We start from the raw sequence: 17,289 nt of genomic DNA, 5'->3' as shown, positions 1-17,289 counted from the left end.
GATCCTGACACGGCACGCGTAAGGATCGCAATATTCTGCACCACTTACCCGCGCATCAAGCTCGTGGCGTTCGGACCGCCGCCGGCAGCGGCCTGGGCCCTGTCAGGTCGATGGGGGCGCGGTGTCGGGTTCCTGTTTGATGGGTTTGGTGGGTTTGATGGGTGGGAAATTCTCTTCCTTGTCGTAGTAGTGAGGGCCGTAGTCGGCGATGACGATGCGATGGGGGTTGATAACGAGGTTGAATAGGTTGTTCAGACCGAAGAGCACCATGATTTCTTGTCGGCGGATTCTGTTGTTGTTGTCGGGGATCCTGACGGTGAATTGCAGGTACACCGAGTTGGTGCGGTAGATGTCGGGTTCCCTGGTGTCGGGTTTGAGTGCGGTGTTGGCGAAAACAATGGAGTTTGCGAATCCTTCGGCGCTCATGGCGATGGTGCGCTTGACTCGGCGTGGAGCCACAAGTCGCCGACCGCGAGACCGACGACCACGAACTCCGTAGGAAGGGCGGGAGGTTTCGAGGCTAATCGAATAGGATGGGTACAGCCGGTAGTCTCGTTCCCAGGCCGCCATTTGTCGCTGATTTTCGAGTACGGCGCCGGGGTACACGCCGAGCAATTCCAGAAGGAAGCGTTGCACGAAGGCATCCTCCAGGGCCAATCCCAACCTGCCTTCGAGTACGTCGGGTCCGCGTTCGTGAGGCTCCAGGAGGTCTGCGGTCATGCGGAGGACTTTGACTCGTGGGTTTTCCAATGATTCGCCGAGGACCAGTCGGCGGATCTCCGCTGCGACCATCCGCTCGAGCAGGGGCCACAGGCGCTCCAACTCCTCGTCCGGTACGTGGGGTAGCCGGGGATCGTTCGGGTTTCTGGCGATGCCACTCAGGAACTGTTTGTCCGAGTCCATGCTGGCGGTGATGCGGTCGACGTTGGCACGGACGACGGGGTGCACCTGGCCGTTCTCGTCGGCGAAGGGCGCATAGACCCGTCCGCGCGGGTCGTCATCGTCGCGCCAGGGAAAGGCGTCGTCCATTGCCGGGTCTGGTTCGATGTTGTGGGTGATCTCTCGCATCAACACGACTTCTTGTTCGGCTGACACCTCGTCGGGGTCGGTCCAGATGACCTCGGTCCGTCCCTGATCGAGGCGATGCCGCTCCAGTGGTGTGGTGCGTGGTTCCGGGTTCGGTTGGTCGGGCTCGGGCCGCGAGCTGATGGTGGCCGTCAGTTGGGGATGCGACGAGGTCTGCGCTGCCGGCTGCCCCTGACCGACCTGCGCCCGCCACGGCGGGGGGTCGACCGGCGCGGCCGTCGCAGGGGAAGCCCCGGCGCCCTGTCGACCGTCGTGGACCGCGGCCGCGTTGTAGTGGTTGACGATGGTCGGATTGTTCGGGTCGGCCGCGACGTGGTACAGGTCGACCGGCCGGCCGGCGGCCGGACCGTACTCGTCGCTCATCTTCGGTGGCGCCCCCCACCCGGATTCCCGCCAGATGGTGACCCGGCGGCCGGTCGCGTGGGCCAGCAGCGGGCCGAGAAACTCCCCGACCGGGCCGCCCCACTGCTGTTTCCAGTTGTCCACCGCCGCTCGGACCACCGCCAGCTCGTCGGGTTCGAGCTGACGGTCGGACTGGCTCAACACGACGACCAAGAAGTCACGGGCCGCGCCCGGTTCCAGGACGTCCACCGGGAAGCCCTGGCCGTGCCGGTTGAGGAAGTCCAGTTGCCGCTGCGGCACGTCCGTCGGCGCGCCGAGACCCAGCGACCCGCCGGACAGCATCGCCACGGCACGCACCGCCTGATACCGGTCCTCGATCACGGCCGCAGGCAGCATGCCCGCTTCGGTGACGTAAGGGCTGTCAAGATAACGCAACCAATCCAGCACCTGCTGGTGGTCGTGCAGGGCCGCCACCTGCCGCACACGCTCTTCCCGGAAGTTGATCCGCTGCCTGGTCACATCCGCGGGCAACCGCCCGGCATTGCTGTCCAGGTACCCCCGGACGTGGGCCTGCAACAACGCGCTCACCCGCGCCAGCGCAGACTCCCGGGGCACCTCCGACCTGACCAGCCCCACCACGCTGGCACGCACCCGACCGGGATCGGACAGGAACTGGTACAAGTCCACGGGCAGGTGCGGGTGCAGCACATCACGCACCCAGATCGGATCGGTGGCGATGAAGGCGTACAGCATGCAGTACCCGTCAGCCGGCACCGGCAACATCGGATCCGGGCCGGCCACCGACGCGACGGCCGGCCGCTGCACGGACACCAACGACGACCTGTCCACCGCCACATCCCAGAACGCGTCGACTGGTCTCTGCGTAGCGCCAGCCTCGCCGGCCGCCCGCGGCCAACGCTCCAGCGGCTGCGGCTGCGGCTGCGGCTGCTGCGGCGCGGGGGCGGCCGTCGGAGTCCGCACTGCCGGTTGCCCCCGGTCGACCTGCACGCTCGCCGCCCCTGGCCGCTGCTGGCCCTGCGCCGGAATCCCGACCACCGGACGGGCCCACGAGCTGTCAACCGGTGGGATCGCGTCGTCCGTGTTGGATCCGGGGACAGGTACCGCCTCGTCCCGCGCCGCCCGGTATGCCATGCCCACGGATCCGGTTGACGCGGGTGCCACCACGGCGGCGTTGCCGCTGGACCCGCCGGTCAGCTGCGGCGGGTCCCCCGCCGTCCCCCCGCCCGCATTCACGGGCCGGGGCCCGGCACCGGCAACTCCGCCCCTGGATCTGTACTCGTAGATCCGCAGCCTCTTCAGGTCGTCCTCGGTGGGGGCCGGGTCCAGCCACCGCCAGAACGGGCCGCCCTCCCAGCCCTTCAGGCTCCCGACCATGACCAACGCGGCCGGCTCACCCACATGCGACTCGTCCGTGCGGTAACCAAACCAGACCGTCGCCTCCTGGCCCGCAGCGGCCGCACCGACAAAAGGCCTTTTACGGGGTGTTGGTGGGCCGACATGGGTTTTTTCGCTCACCGTGAACGGCAGCTGCGCTCGCGGGCTGACCGGGAGCCTTTTGATGTACCCGCCGGTCAGCTCCGGCGGGTCCCCCGCCGTCCACTCGCCCGCATGCACGGTGTTGCTCTTGTAGTCCTTCAGCCTGTCCAGGTCGGCTGGGGTGGGGGCCGGGTCCAGCCACCGCCAAAACGAGCGGCCGTCCCGGCCCTCCAGGCGCCCGACCTTGATCAACGCGGCCAGCTCACCCTCATGCGGCTCGTCCGTGCGGAAACCGAACCGAACCGTCGCCTCCTGGCCCGCAGCGGCCACACCGACAAAAGGCCTTTTTTTGCTCACCGTGAACGGCAGCTGCGCTCGCGAGTTGAGCTGGACGGTTCTGATGTACCCGCCGGTCAGCTGCGGCGGGTCCCCCGCCGTCCACTCGTCCGCCTGTACGGCCCTGCTCTTGTAGTCCTTCAGCCTGTCCAGGTCGGCTGGGGTGGGGGCCGGGTCCAGCCACCGCCAGAACGGGCCGACGCCGTCCTGGTCCTTCTGGTCCCCCAGGCTCACGACCTCGATCAACGCGGCCAGCTCACCCTCATGCGGCTCGTCCGTGCGGTAACCGAACCGAACCGTCGCCCTCCGGCCCGCAGCGGCCGCACCGACAAACGGCCTCTTGTCGTTCAGGCTGAACGGCAGGATATTATGGCTGATCTCGATCGTTTTGTCGTACCCGCCGGTCAGCTGCGGCGCGCTCCCCGCCGTCCAGCTGTCCAGATACACGGGCCGGGGCTCGTGGGTCCGCAGCGTGTTTAGGTCGTCCTCGGTGCGGGCCGATTCCAGCCACCGCCAGAACGGGCCTCCGTCCCGGCCGTTCAGGCTCTCGGCCTCGATCAAAGCGGCCGGCTCACCCACATGCGACTCGTCGGTGCGGTAACCGAACCAGACCGTCACTTCCTGGCCCGCAGCCGCACTGAAAACCGGCCTCTTGCCGCCCACCTCAAACGGCAGCCGCCCTTCCGGGCCGAGCTTGATTGTTTTGGTGTCCCCGCCGGTCAGCTGCGGCGCGTCTTCCTCCGTCCACACCTCGTAGGTCTGCAGCCTGGCCAGGTCCTCCTTGGCGGGGGCCGGGTCCAGCCACCGCCAGAACGGGCCGCTGTCGTCCCGACCCTCCAGGCGCCCAACCTTGACCAACGCGGCCAGCTCACCCTCAGGCCGCCGGTCCGTGCGGTAACCGAACCGGACCGTCGCCTCCTGGCCCGCAGCGGCCGCACCGACAAACTGCCTCTCGCCGCCCACCTCGACCGGCAGCCATCCTGTCAGGAGCTGGAGGGTTGCGGTGCCCCCGCCGGTCAGCTGCGGGGGTTTCCCCGCCGTCCACTCGCCCGCATGCACGGGCCGGGACTCGTGGGTCCGCAGCTTGTCCAGGTCGTCCTCGGTGCGGGCCGATTCCAGCCACCGCCAGAACGGGCCTCCGTCCTGGTCCTTCTGGTCCCCGAGGCTCGCGACCTCGATCAACGCGGCCGGCTCACCCTCAGGCCGCCGGTCCGTGCGGTAACCGAACCAAACCCTCACCTCCTGGCCCGCAGCCGCCCTGAAACGCGGCCTCTTGCCGCCCACCCCGACCGGCAGCCGCCCATCCGGGCCGAGCTTAAGCGTTCTGGTGTTCCCGCCGGTCAGCTCCGGCGGGTCCCCCTTCGTCCACCCGGCCGTCCAGTCGGTCTGCAGCCTGTCCAGCTCCCCCTTAATGGGGGCCGGGTTCAGCCACCGCCAGAACGAGTCGCCCTTCCGGCCCTTCAGGCGCCCGACCTTGACCAACGCGGCCGGCTGACTCTCAGGCGACCCGTCCTTCTCACTCTCAGGCGACCCGTCCTTGCGGTAACCGAACCGGAGCGTCACCTCCTTGCGCGCAAATTCCGTACCGACAGACTGCCTCTTGCCGCCCACCGTGACCCGCAGCCGCCCTCGCCGGTCAAGCTCGACCGTTTTGTCGTACCCGCCGGTCAACTGCGGCGGGTCCCCCGCCGTCCACCCGCCCGCATGCACGGTCCGGTACTCGTCGGTCGAGGGCTCGTAGGTCCGCAGTATGTCCAGGTCCTTTTCGGTGGGGGCCCGGTCCAGCCACCGCCAGAACGGGCCGCCGTCCCGGCCGTCCAGCTCTTCGACCTCGACCAACGCGGCCAGCTCACGCCCATCCGGCCGGTCCGTGCGGTAACCGAGCCAGACCCTCGCCGTCTGGTCCGCAGCGTCCGCACCGACAGGCGGCCTCTTGCCGTTCAGGTTGAACGGCAGCCGCCCGTACTGGTTGAGCTTGACCGTTTTGTCGTACCCGCCGGTCAGCTGCGGCAGGCCCCTCTCCGTCCTCTCCGTCCACTCGCCCGCATTCACGGGCCGGTACTCGTAGGTCTTCAGCGTGTTCAGGTCGCCCTCGGTGGGCACCACGTTCAGCCAGCGCCAGAACGGGCCGCCGTCCCGGTCGTCCAGCTCTTCGACCTCGACCAACGCGGCCAGCTCACGCCCATCCGGCCGGTCCGTGCGGTAACCGAGCCAGACCCTCGCCTTCCGCTTCTTAGCGGCCATACCGGCACTCGGCCTCTTGCCATTCAGCTCGAACGGCAGCTGCCCGCGACAGTTGAGCCCGACCCTTTTGTCGTACCCGTCGGCCAGCTGCGGCAGGCCCCTCTCCCCCCTCTCCGTCCACTCGTCCGCATGCACGGTCTGGGGCTCGTAGGTCCGCAGCCTGCCCAGGTCCTTTTCGGTGGGGGCCCGGTCCAGCCACTGCCAGAACGGGCCACCCGTCCGGCCCTCTAGGCTCCCGAGCTTGATCAACGCGGCCGGCTTACCCGCACGCGGCCCGTCCGTGCCGTAACCGAGCACGAGCGTCGCATCCTTGTTCGCAGCGGCGTCACCGAAATACGGCCTCTTGCCGCCCACCGTGACCCGCAGCCGCCCTCGCGGGTCGAACTTAAGCCTTTTGGTGTACCCGTCGGTCAGTTGCGGCGGGTCCCCCTCCGTCCACCCGTCCGCATGCACAATCCGGGGCTCGTAGGCCCGTAGCCTGCCCAGGTCCTTTTCGGTGGGGGCCGGGTCCAGCCACTGCCAGTACGAGCCGCCCTTCCGGCCCTCTGGGCTCCCGAGCTTGATCGACGCGGCCGGCTCACCCGCATGCGGCCCGTCCGCGCGGTAACCGAACCAGAGCGTCGCCTCCTGGCTTACATACAGTCTGAAAATCGGCCTCTTGCCGCCCACCTCGAACGGCAGCCGCCCATCCGGGCCGAGTTTGATTGTTTTGGTGTGCCCGCCGGTCAGAGGCGGCGGGTCCCCCGCCGTCCACCCGTCCGCCACCTCAGCTGGGAGTCCTGCCCGATCACCTGTTTCCTGGACCATCGACCCGGAGCCGAACTCACCGGAGTCGAACCCGCCGTGCGCTGCCGCCGGCCCCCAGCCCGTAGGCCGGCGCGGGAGCCCCCGACCGGTGCCGACACCCTGATCGTGCCTGACGGTCTCGCTGCCGGACACCGCGAAATTGATCCCGAACGCCTCCGAGACCAGGTGCGGCAAGACATGCGTCAGGCCGGGCACCGAACTCCCCCTGGAATCCAACGCCTGCTGCAACCTCTCCAAGGAAAGATCAGGCAACCCGTGACGCTCCCGGAAATCCGTACGCTGGACGATCAGGCCAAGCTGAACGGCCAGATAGTGGCGGACATCATCAATCCCCACCGTCGGCCGACCGAGCGTCTCCGCCACCTGGCCCCCCGCGCCGACCAGCACCTGCCGGAAGAAGTCATTCCATGCCGGGGAGTCCACGATCTCGGGCGGCGCCGGGGCCGCCGGCGGTGGCACCGGCGTCCGCGGCTCGGCGTCCACCTCCATTACAACAACCCGCCCGGCGCCGGTCGGTGGCTCACCACCGCCGGGCTTCAACGGCGCGTCAGAAACCCCCGACTCGTAACCGGGGAATCCTGGTGGCACGGCGTAACCAGCTCCCCAAACCGCTGCGAGGTCGGGGCGGGTGAGCGTCACCGGCACAGGCGAATGCGGGGCGGCGACCTGCTGCGGGGGTACGGCCGACTGCTCAACCGCCGCAGGGGTTTCCGGCACGAGCGCGTCGACCGGAGGAGCGACGTACGAAGCGGCCGTCGCGCGGATCTGGTCGAGTTCCCACTTGGTGAACCCCGGCTCGTGGAGATGGTCGTCACCGACGGTCCTGGACGTCCTGAGCAGGTCGTCGGGCGAACCGTCGTGCGGGACCCCGGCGAAGTGCTTCAACTCGTGCCCGTAGGCGCGGGACGGAAGACCCGCAAGCCAGTGCAACTGGTCGATCCGACCCGCCGAACCGTCCTCGCTGACCCAGACATCATCCGTGTGCCGCAGGTCAATGCCCTTCGGGCTGAGCCGGACCTCCGTCTCCGCGTTCGGGTCGAACACCACCGCCACCGCCACCGCCGGCGGTCCAAATTCCGGCCGCACCCGCTCGTTGGTCTGCTCCACCCACTGCTCGACAGCACGCAACGTGCCCAGGATTGAGGTCCGATCCACGTTCGGGTCAGGATTCAACCGGAGACGGAACACCACCGTCCCCGACTCACCGTGCACCCAGTGGTCGACGTGGACCCGTACCCCCGCATTCTTCCCCGCCGTCTCCACCCGGAACGGAGGCTGCTCCCCCGGCGTCGGCACGAACCGCAGCGGCTCCGTGCCCTGCCACGTGAACCGATCGGAGTGCACCCGCGTCATCTCGCCCCACGAAGGCAAACCCTTTACGCTGCGGTACGACACACTCCAACCACCGTCAACCTGCTCCACCGACGGCGCCACCCCAGCCGCCCACCCCGACGACGACACGGCCTCCACGCCCACAGCAGCCGAGAACGAGCCCTCCCCAGGACCCCACCGGAACGCCGCCGGCCCCCCAGGCAACCCGTCCCCGGTGCGCGGGCGCTTCTCGCGTGGCCCCGCCGGCCATTCCGGCGCGGCTGAACGTTTGCCGCTGTCGGTCGTCTCCCACTGCGTCTTGAACCCGTCGAACCACTCGTTCGACAGGTTCGTGTCGATGAGCCGGTAGGCGTTTCCGGACCGGTCGGCCAACGGCGCCTTGACCACGGCGACGATGCTCGTGACGACGGTCGACTCCGCCAGCCGGAGAAATCGGCCGACCCGCAGGCTGACCTCTGTCCCAGGGGAGAGATCCACCTCCTGCCCGTCCAGCGTCCGGCCCGGGTTGTCACCGCCGAGCGTGAGCGGCAGCGGGTCGGGCGTGCGCCTGTCCGGCTGCATGACGAGATCGATGGATACTTCGTCGAGGAGCGCCCCTGGCTCGGCTGATTCCCACAGCGCCATCGAGCGCAGCCGCTCGATGTCGTGGGCGGTGGGGGCCGGCGAGGACAGTTCCAGGTACAGGGGCGCTCCGGTGCCGTTCCTTCCGGCCGGTGCTTCCAGGACCGCCAGGGGGCGACTATCCATGCCGTACCCGAGCCGGAAACGCGCCTCCTTCAGTTCGGCGGCGATGACCGGCGGAAGTCCGTCGGCCACCTCGACCGGTGGGATCGTGACCCTCTGGTCGCCGAAGGTGATGTCAAATATTCCGCTTTCGCTCACCGGCGCTGTGATGTGGTAGAGAGTGCCGAACGTCCACCGGTCGACGGTCTCCCACACCGGGCCGGCTGCCGTGCTCCACAGTTCGGCCAGCTCGCTGTCGGTGAACCTGCGGGCGATCTCCTTGTAGACGAACCTCTCGGTGCCGTCGGGCGCGGTGTACGGGATTCTGGCGATGCCGACACCTTCGCCGTCAGCAATCCCGAAATCGACAGCGACCCTGTCGCCCGGGACGATGACTCGATCGACATATCCGAGGAGCATGTCGTCGCCGTCACGCCGGGCGCGAAGAGACAGAAGAGATGGCCAACCCCGGGTGTCCTCGGCGCGGCCGGGGACGGTGAACGGGTCCTGCAGGTTCCAACGGTTCTCGTCTTCCCACGTGCTCTCCTCGCGGAGGGCGTCGACGTATCGGCGGTGTTCTTCGAGTACGTCGGCGTGCCTGCGGGGGGAGCTGGGGCGTTGACGGATGGCCGCGAGGTTCCGGTGGAATGTGTCCTGCAGGAGCGGCCAGTGGCGGATCGCCGTGTTCTGTTCCGCCGTGTCGACTTCAGCTTTCAGCAGGTCGAGCGCCTCGTCGAACACGACATCCAGTCGGCGCAGTTCGGTATAGGCTGCCGGTGACGGGAAACCCTCGGCGATGCGGGCATCGTGTGGGTCACGGGGCTGGCCGAGGTGGTAGGCGCCGTCCAACCAGACGACTGGTTGCGGGGTCTCACCGTCTTCGGTTGGCGGACCGATGACGTACGGGGCGCCGAACGGGTGGTGGATCGCCATCGGCAGACCCAACCCCCAGGCCACGATGTGGGGAACCACGTGCACGACGTCGGGGTAGCCGGGCTGGCGGTGTACGAGTTTGTTGAGCAGGCGCTGGTGCAGGGCCTCCCGCCGCTGCTCGGACATGTTCTCCGGATAGGAGAGAAGTGCCCTGAACATCGACTGCTCGCCCCGGCGGAGGTCGACGTCCAAATGGCGGGCCACCAGCACGCCCAGTTCAGCCACGGTGGTGACGCCCGCCTGCGCCAGCCGCTCCCCATGGGCTTTCAACACCGTCCCGTAGAAGACGTCGAGCGGCCCCGCGTCGCCCTCCGCGCGATCGATGTGGAAAACCGCATCAGCCCACTGCTCGAATGCCGCCAACTCCCTGCCGGTTTCCCGGGCCGACAACTGCGCGATCGCCGAGTCGACTTTCCGCCGCCGGTCCTGCGCCGCCCTCTGCTTCAGCTTATCCAGCTCCGCCGCAGTGAAGCGGTCGTTGAATTCCCGATAGATGAATCTCTCGGTTCCGTCGGTCGCGGTGTACGGGACTCTGGCAACAGCGAACCCCTCGTCGCCGTCCATCCCGAAATCGACGGCGATCCTGTCGCCCGGGATGGCGACAGGGTTGAAGTTGCGGAGACGCACGCGCTTGCCGCCCAGTTTGACGATGAGCGTTGTTTTCGGGCCTTCGGAGCGGTTGCCGTCGGAGCTGACGCTGAGGTACTGGGTGAACCGACCTTCTTGGGGCCTTGGGTCCGCGTCTTCCCAACTGTTGGGCCGTTGGATGTTCCAGAGGTACCGGCGGCTTTCCGCCAGGATGTCGGCCTGCCGTTGGGGCGATTCGGGGCGGACTTCGGCGGCCGAGATCCCGGCGACGTCGGTTCCACGGATGACCGCGAGCTTACGCTGGAATGCTTCCCGCAGGGCGGGCCAGTGTCTGGTGCCCGGATGAGGGTTCCGTTCCGCCGCGCTGATTCGCTCCAGCAGCAGACCGTGCGCCTGGTCGAACAGTCGATCCAGCCGCTGCTTCTCGTCGTCCGATGTTGACGTCCGCTCGGGACCCCTGGCGATGCTGGCGGCGATGTCGGCATCCCCTCGAACAGAAGGCCGGCCGAGGTAGTAGGCGCCCTTGTAGGAGACGATCGGCAGCTTGTTGGCCCCGGACTCCGGGCCGATGTTTTTCGGGACGCCGAACGGTTGGTAGATGCGCATCGGCTGGGACATCGTCCGGGCCAGGATATGGACAACCACATGCGCGACGTCGTGATCACCGCTTTGGCTGTTCGCGATTTTGTCGATCCAGTTCTGGTGCAGCTCCTCTCGTCGCAGCTCGGACATGACCTCCGGATACGGAAGCAACTTCCTGAACTCCGACGCGTCACCCAGACGGAGGTCGGCGGCCAGGCTGCTGGCCATCCACCCGTGCAGTTCGTTGCGTTCGATCTTCAACTCCTCGAACCGCTGTCTGAAGGTGCGGAACATCGAGTCGTAGAAGTTTTCCGGCTTCGCTCCACCCTCCGTGAGATCGATGCCGAACACCTCGCGCGTCCACCGCACGAAATTCTGCTCGTCGCGGTTGCCCGCGGCCGACAACTGTTCGATCGCCGAGGCCGCTACCTGCGGCCAGTTCTTCGCTGCATCGTCGGACCGCCCGGCCGGCATCGCCGCAACCGACCCCGGGTTTCTCAGCGCCTCGGTGATCTCGCGTTTCAGGTCGTCGAAGCGCTCGTTGTCCACACCCGTGTCAAAGAGCCGGTAGACGACTCCGGACCCGTCGACCAACGGCGCACCGACCACGACGGGAACGGTGCCGGCGACATCCGCCCCGACCTGCCCCTGCTCCGGCCACTTCCCTACTGACAGGGTGACCGACGTCCCCGGGGACAGATCCACCTCCGCCCCGGCCAACGTCCTGGCCGGACCAGGACCGCCGACCGCGATGGGCAGCGGACCGGGCGTCCACTCCCCTTGCTCCAATACGACTTCGAACGACATCTTCCCGGAAAGATCCCACCGATCCATCGGTTCCCACAGCGCTTCCTTGCGCAGCCGCTTGATGTCGTCCACGACGAGGACGGGCTTGTCCGTTTCCAGGTAGAGGGGCAGTCCTGTGACGTTCTTCTCGGCCGGCGCTTCCACGACCGCAGTGGGTCGACCCTCCTCGGAATACCCGAGCAGGAGACGACCGTTCAGCTCGGCGGGGCGGACAGGCGGAAGTCCGCCGACCACCGGGACCTGCGAGACCGTGAACAATCTGTCCTTAGGTCTGGCCCTGCGGTCGCCGAAAAGGCCGGCCAACCTTTTGCGCTCACGTAGAGGCAACGTGACCTGGTAGTAGTCGCTCGACAGCGGCCGGTGGCGAAGGTCCCACACGCGGCCGGCTACCTTCTTCTTCAACTCGAGCAGGCCACGGTCACCAAGCTTGTGTTCGAATCTTCGGTAGAAGATCCTGTCGGTGCCGTCGGTCGCGTCGGTATACCGGAATTCCGCAAGACCGATGCCTTCTTCGCCGGTCACCCCGAAATGAACAGGAACCTGATCGCCCTCTATGGCCAGTCGGAAGAAACTGAGGAGAAGCTTCTCGGTGCCGCCCACCACCACGCGCAACACCTGGCGCTCGTCGCTTGTTTGGAAGACGTCGACGTCGAGCGTAAAGTGGTCACGGAGATCCGTCGTTTTCTCCTCCCAGAGGTGGTCCGCATCGAGGCTGTCGAAGTATCGGCGGTATTCAGCGAGTTCGTCGGCCTTTTGGTTGTAGGGCGAGTCGGGGCGTTTACGGATGACCGCGAGTTGGCGGTGGAAGGTTTCCCGCAGGATGGGCCAGTGCTTGGAGTTGGTCGGATGGGGATTGTTCTCCGCCCGCCCGATCCTCTCCCCCAGCAGAACGCGTGTGTCGTCGAACAGTTGATCGAGTCGCTGCTGCTCGTCTTCGGATATCGCTATCCAGGGGAAACCCTCAGCGATACGGCCAGCGCGTTCGACATCGGCTGGGTCAGGTAACTGGCCGAGGTAGTAAGCGTCCTCGTAGAAGACGACCGGATACGGGATGACACCATCATCGGGCGTCGGGCCGACGTCGTACGGGGCACCGAACGGATGGTGGATCCGCATCGACAGGGACATCCTCGAAGCGATGATGTGCGGAACCACATGCGCAACGTCGTAATCGACGGTCCGCGGGTTCGCGATCTTATTGATCCATTGCCGGTGCAGGTCCTCCCGTCGCTGCTCGGACATGACCTCCGGATACGGAAGCAACTTCCTGAACTCCGACTCGCCACCCCGACGAAGGTCAGCGGCCAACTCGCGGGCCACCCACGCACGTAGTCCAGACCTGCTGCGCTCGACCCCCGCGTCCTTCAACTGCTTCTCGAAGCGACGCACCACCGCGTCGTAGAAGTCGTTCGGCTTCGAAGAGTGATCCGCGAGATCGACCCCGAGCACATCGCGCGTCCACTCCACGAACTCCGCCGCAACATCGCGGGCTCCATCCGCCTCACCACGGGTCCCCAAAGCCGACAACTGTTCGATCGCCGAAGCCACGGTCTGCTTCCAGCTCCGCGGTGCACCGCGGAACCCACCGACCGCCGGCACCCCACTCGACCCCGGGACTGCCGGCACTCCCGCCATGGCCCTGGTGATCTCGCGTTTCAGGTCGTCGAAGTACTGGATGTCCACACCCGTGTCAAAGAGCCGGTAGACGTCTCCGGACCCGTCGACCAACGGCGCACGGACCACGACAGGAACGGTGCCGGCGACATCCGCCCCGACCTGCCCCTGCTCCGGCCACTTCCCCACCGACAGGGTGACCAACGTCCCCGGAGACAGATCCACCTCCGCCCCATCCAACGTCCTGGACGGCCCGCTACGGCCGACCTCGATGGACAGCGGACCGGCCGCAGCGCGGGCCGGCAATCGCCCATGCCGGCCCCGCGCCCTCGGCTGCAACACGACATCGAAAGACATCTGCTCGGAAAGAGCCCACCGATCCTCCGGTTCCCAGGGGTCGACCGGGTCGGCACCCCCCGGCGTCCCACCGTCCTCGGACGTCGGTGAATCAACCCCGGCCAGCAGGTCCGACTCGACCTGGTCGGCTTCCGCGAGCCGATCGACGTCAGACACCGCTGCCGGCGAATCCGCCCCCACCAGCGGATCCCAAAAGTCGACCGGGCCGGATTCCGTCCACCAATCGGGGCCAGACAACCCCGTTATCGGATCCCAGGGATTGTTCAGGTCGACACCCGTCAGCCAATCGACGCCAGACTCCGACGCCGGCGAGTCCACCCCCGCCAGCGGATCCGCAGGGTCGACCGGGTCGGCAGCCTTTGGGGTCTCCCCGTCCATGTCGGACGTCGGTGAATCCCCTCCTGCCAGCAGGTCCGACTCGACCGGTTCGACACCCCCCGGCTCCCAGTCCACAGGGTTCGCCGGTGTGTTCAGATCCAGCGCGTTCAGATCCTGGAATTCCGGATCAAAAAACGCCGGGCCGGTGCCAGCCGCGTCGCCAGTCTCCTCCGGCAGAAACGGCTGCCAGGGGGAGTCGGCCGGCTCGGGGGAGGTGGTGTCTGCCTGCATGGCTTGGGACGGGCCGCGGGGTGGGGTGGTGGAGGCGAGCAGGATGGCGTTGGGGTCGATGCTGGTCGTGGTGGTGGGCTGCGGGTGTGCGGTGGTGGGCTCGGGAAGGAGGTCGGTGATCGTGGTGGGTCGTCCGGTGCTGTCGAACGCGGCCAGCCAGGTGCCGGACATGAACAGGTGTCGCAGCCACGGATCACGTACCGGATCGGATGGTTCGGGTCGGTCCTCGGCGCCGGGGACCAGGCCGTCGCGCACCTTGATCGTCGGTGGTCCGGATGGTTGTGGTTGGCTGTGGAGGGCGAACACGTGTTGTGGCTCGTTGGGTGGCGCGGCTTTGACCACGACCATCGAGCCCGGTGCCGCTCGTAGGGCGGCGAGTACGTCTTCTGGTGTGATTCCGTCGGGCCGGCCGTCGGGGTGGGTGACGCGTTCGGGTGTCGCGTCGAGGATGTCCAGGAGTTGTTCCCAGCTCGTGGTGGGGGCGAGTCGGCCGTCGGGTCCGAGGATCCGGTCGTCGGATACTGCCCGGTTGCCGAGCCGTTTGTATTCGGCTCTGAAGGCGTCGAGGGTGGCCTGGACGCACCACCACCACGGGTCGCGGCTGTTGTCGGGGCCCACCGGTGTCTGATCGATCCAGTCGGCGACCCGCCGCGCGGACTCGGCCGCCGCGACGGCCTGCCCGGTCGCCGCGACCGCCGGCTCCGGTGCCGCGCTGGCCGGCTCCGGTGCCGCGCTGGCCGGCTCGCCGCGTCCGACCGGGTCACCACCGACCGAGTCGCCCAACGAGGACACATCACCGAACGGATCCCTGTCCCCGCTGTCGGGCTTGGCCGGGTCGCGACTGATCGGCTCGTCCAGTGAGGAGAGGTCACTGACCGTGAAGGTGTCGTCGGACCTGCCATCGCGGCTGAACATGTCGTCGCCGGAGACGGACAGGTCACTGACCGATGTCCTGTCGCTGGTGTGGTCGTGGTTCGGCGTGCCGTCGGTACGGGGGGCAACACCACCCGGCACCGCAGTACGGGCACCGGCCGCATCCGGCGTGCCCGGCGCGCTCGGCGTGGCCGGCACCCCGGACGTGCCCGGCACGCTGGAGGTGGCGGGCGTGGCGTTGCCGGTGGCCTGGGCGAGTACCTGGTGGTATCCGTCGACCCAGTCCCGTCGGAAGGAACCGGCGAGGGTGTCATGGTTGGCCGGATCGACGACGCCGTACTTGCGGGCCAGGGCGGTGAACTGGATTTCTGCCTGGCTGGTCGCTGCCGCGGTGTGCTGCTCGGGAGTCACCGGCACCGGCGGCGCGTCGGTACGCCGGTGTGCCGGGGTGTCCGTGCCGGAAGGGGTGGTGTGCGGCGCGGTGGTGTGCGGTGCGGTGGTGTCGGGGATGGCCGCGGCCGTGACCCGGGCGGGCAGGTCGGTGACCGCCTGCCGGACCACGTCCGCCACGGCGCCCACCTGCGCGGCGTCGGGCCTGGCCGCCGCAGCCGGCGGCACGGCGGGCGGCACGGTCAGTGGTGCGGTCAGTGGTGCGGCGGGTAGGGGGGTGGCGCCGAGGATCGCGTCGAGGCTCCGGTCCACGTGGGCCCGCACGTCCCGCTCGACCGCGGCGCGCACGACCTCCGACGGCGGTGTCGCCGCCCCGGCGCCCCCCGGCACGCCAGCGCCCCCTGGCGGGATGACGCCGCCTGGCGGGACGACGCCGCCTGGCAGGGGGGCGGTCGCCGGTGCGCCCGTGGTGAAGTACTGGTCGAGGTGATGCTGGACGGCCAGGTGCGCGATCGAGCGCAACGCCTGCCGGTCGAACTCCCCGGGCAGCGCCGCGACAACCTGCTCCGGGCGTACCGCCGCCGGGATCTGCCCGCCCGCCGGAATCAACCCCGCGAGCGTTTCGGTGATCCGGGCGACCGCCCGGTCCCGGACACCGAACAGGAACTGGCCGGTGAGAGCGGTGGCGGGCAGACCGACCTGAGACAGGAAAACCGGGACGGCCAGATCACCCTGCCGGGCGTCGGCCCACTCGGTGAACACCCGCTCGACCGGCACCGGAAGCCCGGCCAGGAACTGCCGCGCCTGCCCCGTCCCGGCCAACAACCCACCATAACGGTCCGCCAGATCCTGCTGGAACCCATGCCACTGCTCCACCACCGGCGCACCGGCGAGCGCGACCCACGCCGGCACCGGCGCAGCCGGCATCGACCACGACGGCACCGACCACGACGGCACCGACAGATCCAGGTGCGGCGCGGGCAGGTCCAGGTGCGGCGCGGGCAGGTCCAGCGCCGGCGCGGGCAGGTTCGACGCCGGCAGCAGCGGCACGGGCGGGGGCGGCGGGGTCTGCCCGCCGGTCACCACAGGCTTCGGGTCGTCAACCCCAGCCTCGTACCCCGCGGACGTGTCCCCGCCAACCGGTGTCGGCCCCACCGGCATCACCGGCCTACCGTCCGACGTGAGACCGATGTGAGGCACCCGCACCCGGGGCTGCACCACGGCGCGACTCACGACGAACCCGAACCCGCTCGCGGCCGCCCCGCCCGCCCCCGAAATCGCCCCGGACAGAAGATCCGCACCAAGATTACCGGGGTCCCAGTACCCCTCGACCATCAAGCTGGCACCGATACCGAACAGCCCCTCCCCGAGGGTCTCCGTCACCGGCCGCGACAGCACATCGGTCAACAGATGCTTGGTGGCATCCGACACGCCCAGCTTGCCGACCGCGCCCGCGACAACGCCAGCGGCCCTGCCCAACGCCGGCCCGCCCACCGTGCCGAGGAACGCCACCGCCCCCGCGAACGCCGCCTGCTTACCGACCGTCGACCAGTTCACCCCCGGCTGCAGACCATCGGTCATCATCGACACCTCGGCCAGCAACGCAGAACCCGGCATGAACAACATCTGCATCGCCGTGCCACTCGCCGCCGACCGCACCAACGCCGAACGCAGAATCGCCTGAATGATCGTCCGCGTCTGCGCGACGTGCGCCGCCGCCCCCACCGGATTCCAGAACCACATCGCCGCGGCGACAGCGAACTCGGCAATCATGAAGTTGAACATGGCCAACGCCGTACGCTTGCCGACCTCCGTCTCCACGAAGAACTTCTTCTCCGCCTCGACCACGGCGAGCATCAGGTCGGCCGTCTCGGCCATCTTCTTCACAAACGGAGCGGTCTGCGCCGCGAACCGGTCGAAGGCCTCACCCTCCCCCGCCTGCCGGACCGCCCTGATCGTCTGCTCCAGCAACGGACCCAGCACCGTACGCACCCGAAGCGCCAGCGTTCCCAGCGTGCCGATGTCATCCCGCAACAACGGCAACTTCGCCCGGGACACCCTCATCCCGGTGAACGCTTCCAAAGCCCGCAACGCGCTCTCGCTGAGCTCAATGGTCGGACCGGCGGCGGCCAACGCGCAACGCTCCTTCCCCGCCCCGGATCAGCCGCG

Annotated in this window: 1 protein-coding gene; it reads right to left on the bottom strand. The window is 68.3% G+C overall.

Going from position 1 to position 17,289, the window contains the following annotated elements:
* Positions 1-102: 102 nt before the first annotated feature.
* Complete coding sequence (locus tag JD77_RS19450) at positions 103-17,253, bottom strand: hypothetical protein (RefSeq protein ID WP_145775610.1); 17,151 nt, start codon at positions 17,251-17,253, stop codon at positions 103-105.
* Positions 17,254-17,289 lie beyond the last annotated feature (36 nt).

The sequence above is a fragment of the Micromonospora olivasterospora genome, assembly GCF_007830265.1.
Classification (GTDB): Bacteria; Actinomycetota; Actinomycetes; order Mycobacteriales; family Micromonosporaceae; genus Micromonospora; species Micromonospora olivasterospora.
Note: the sequence above shows the minus strand (reverse complement) of the source record. Positions and strands in the feature narration are given on the sequence as shown.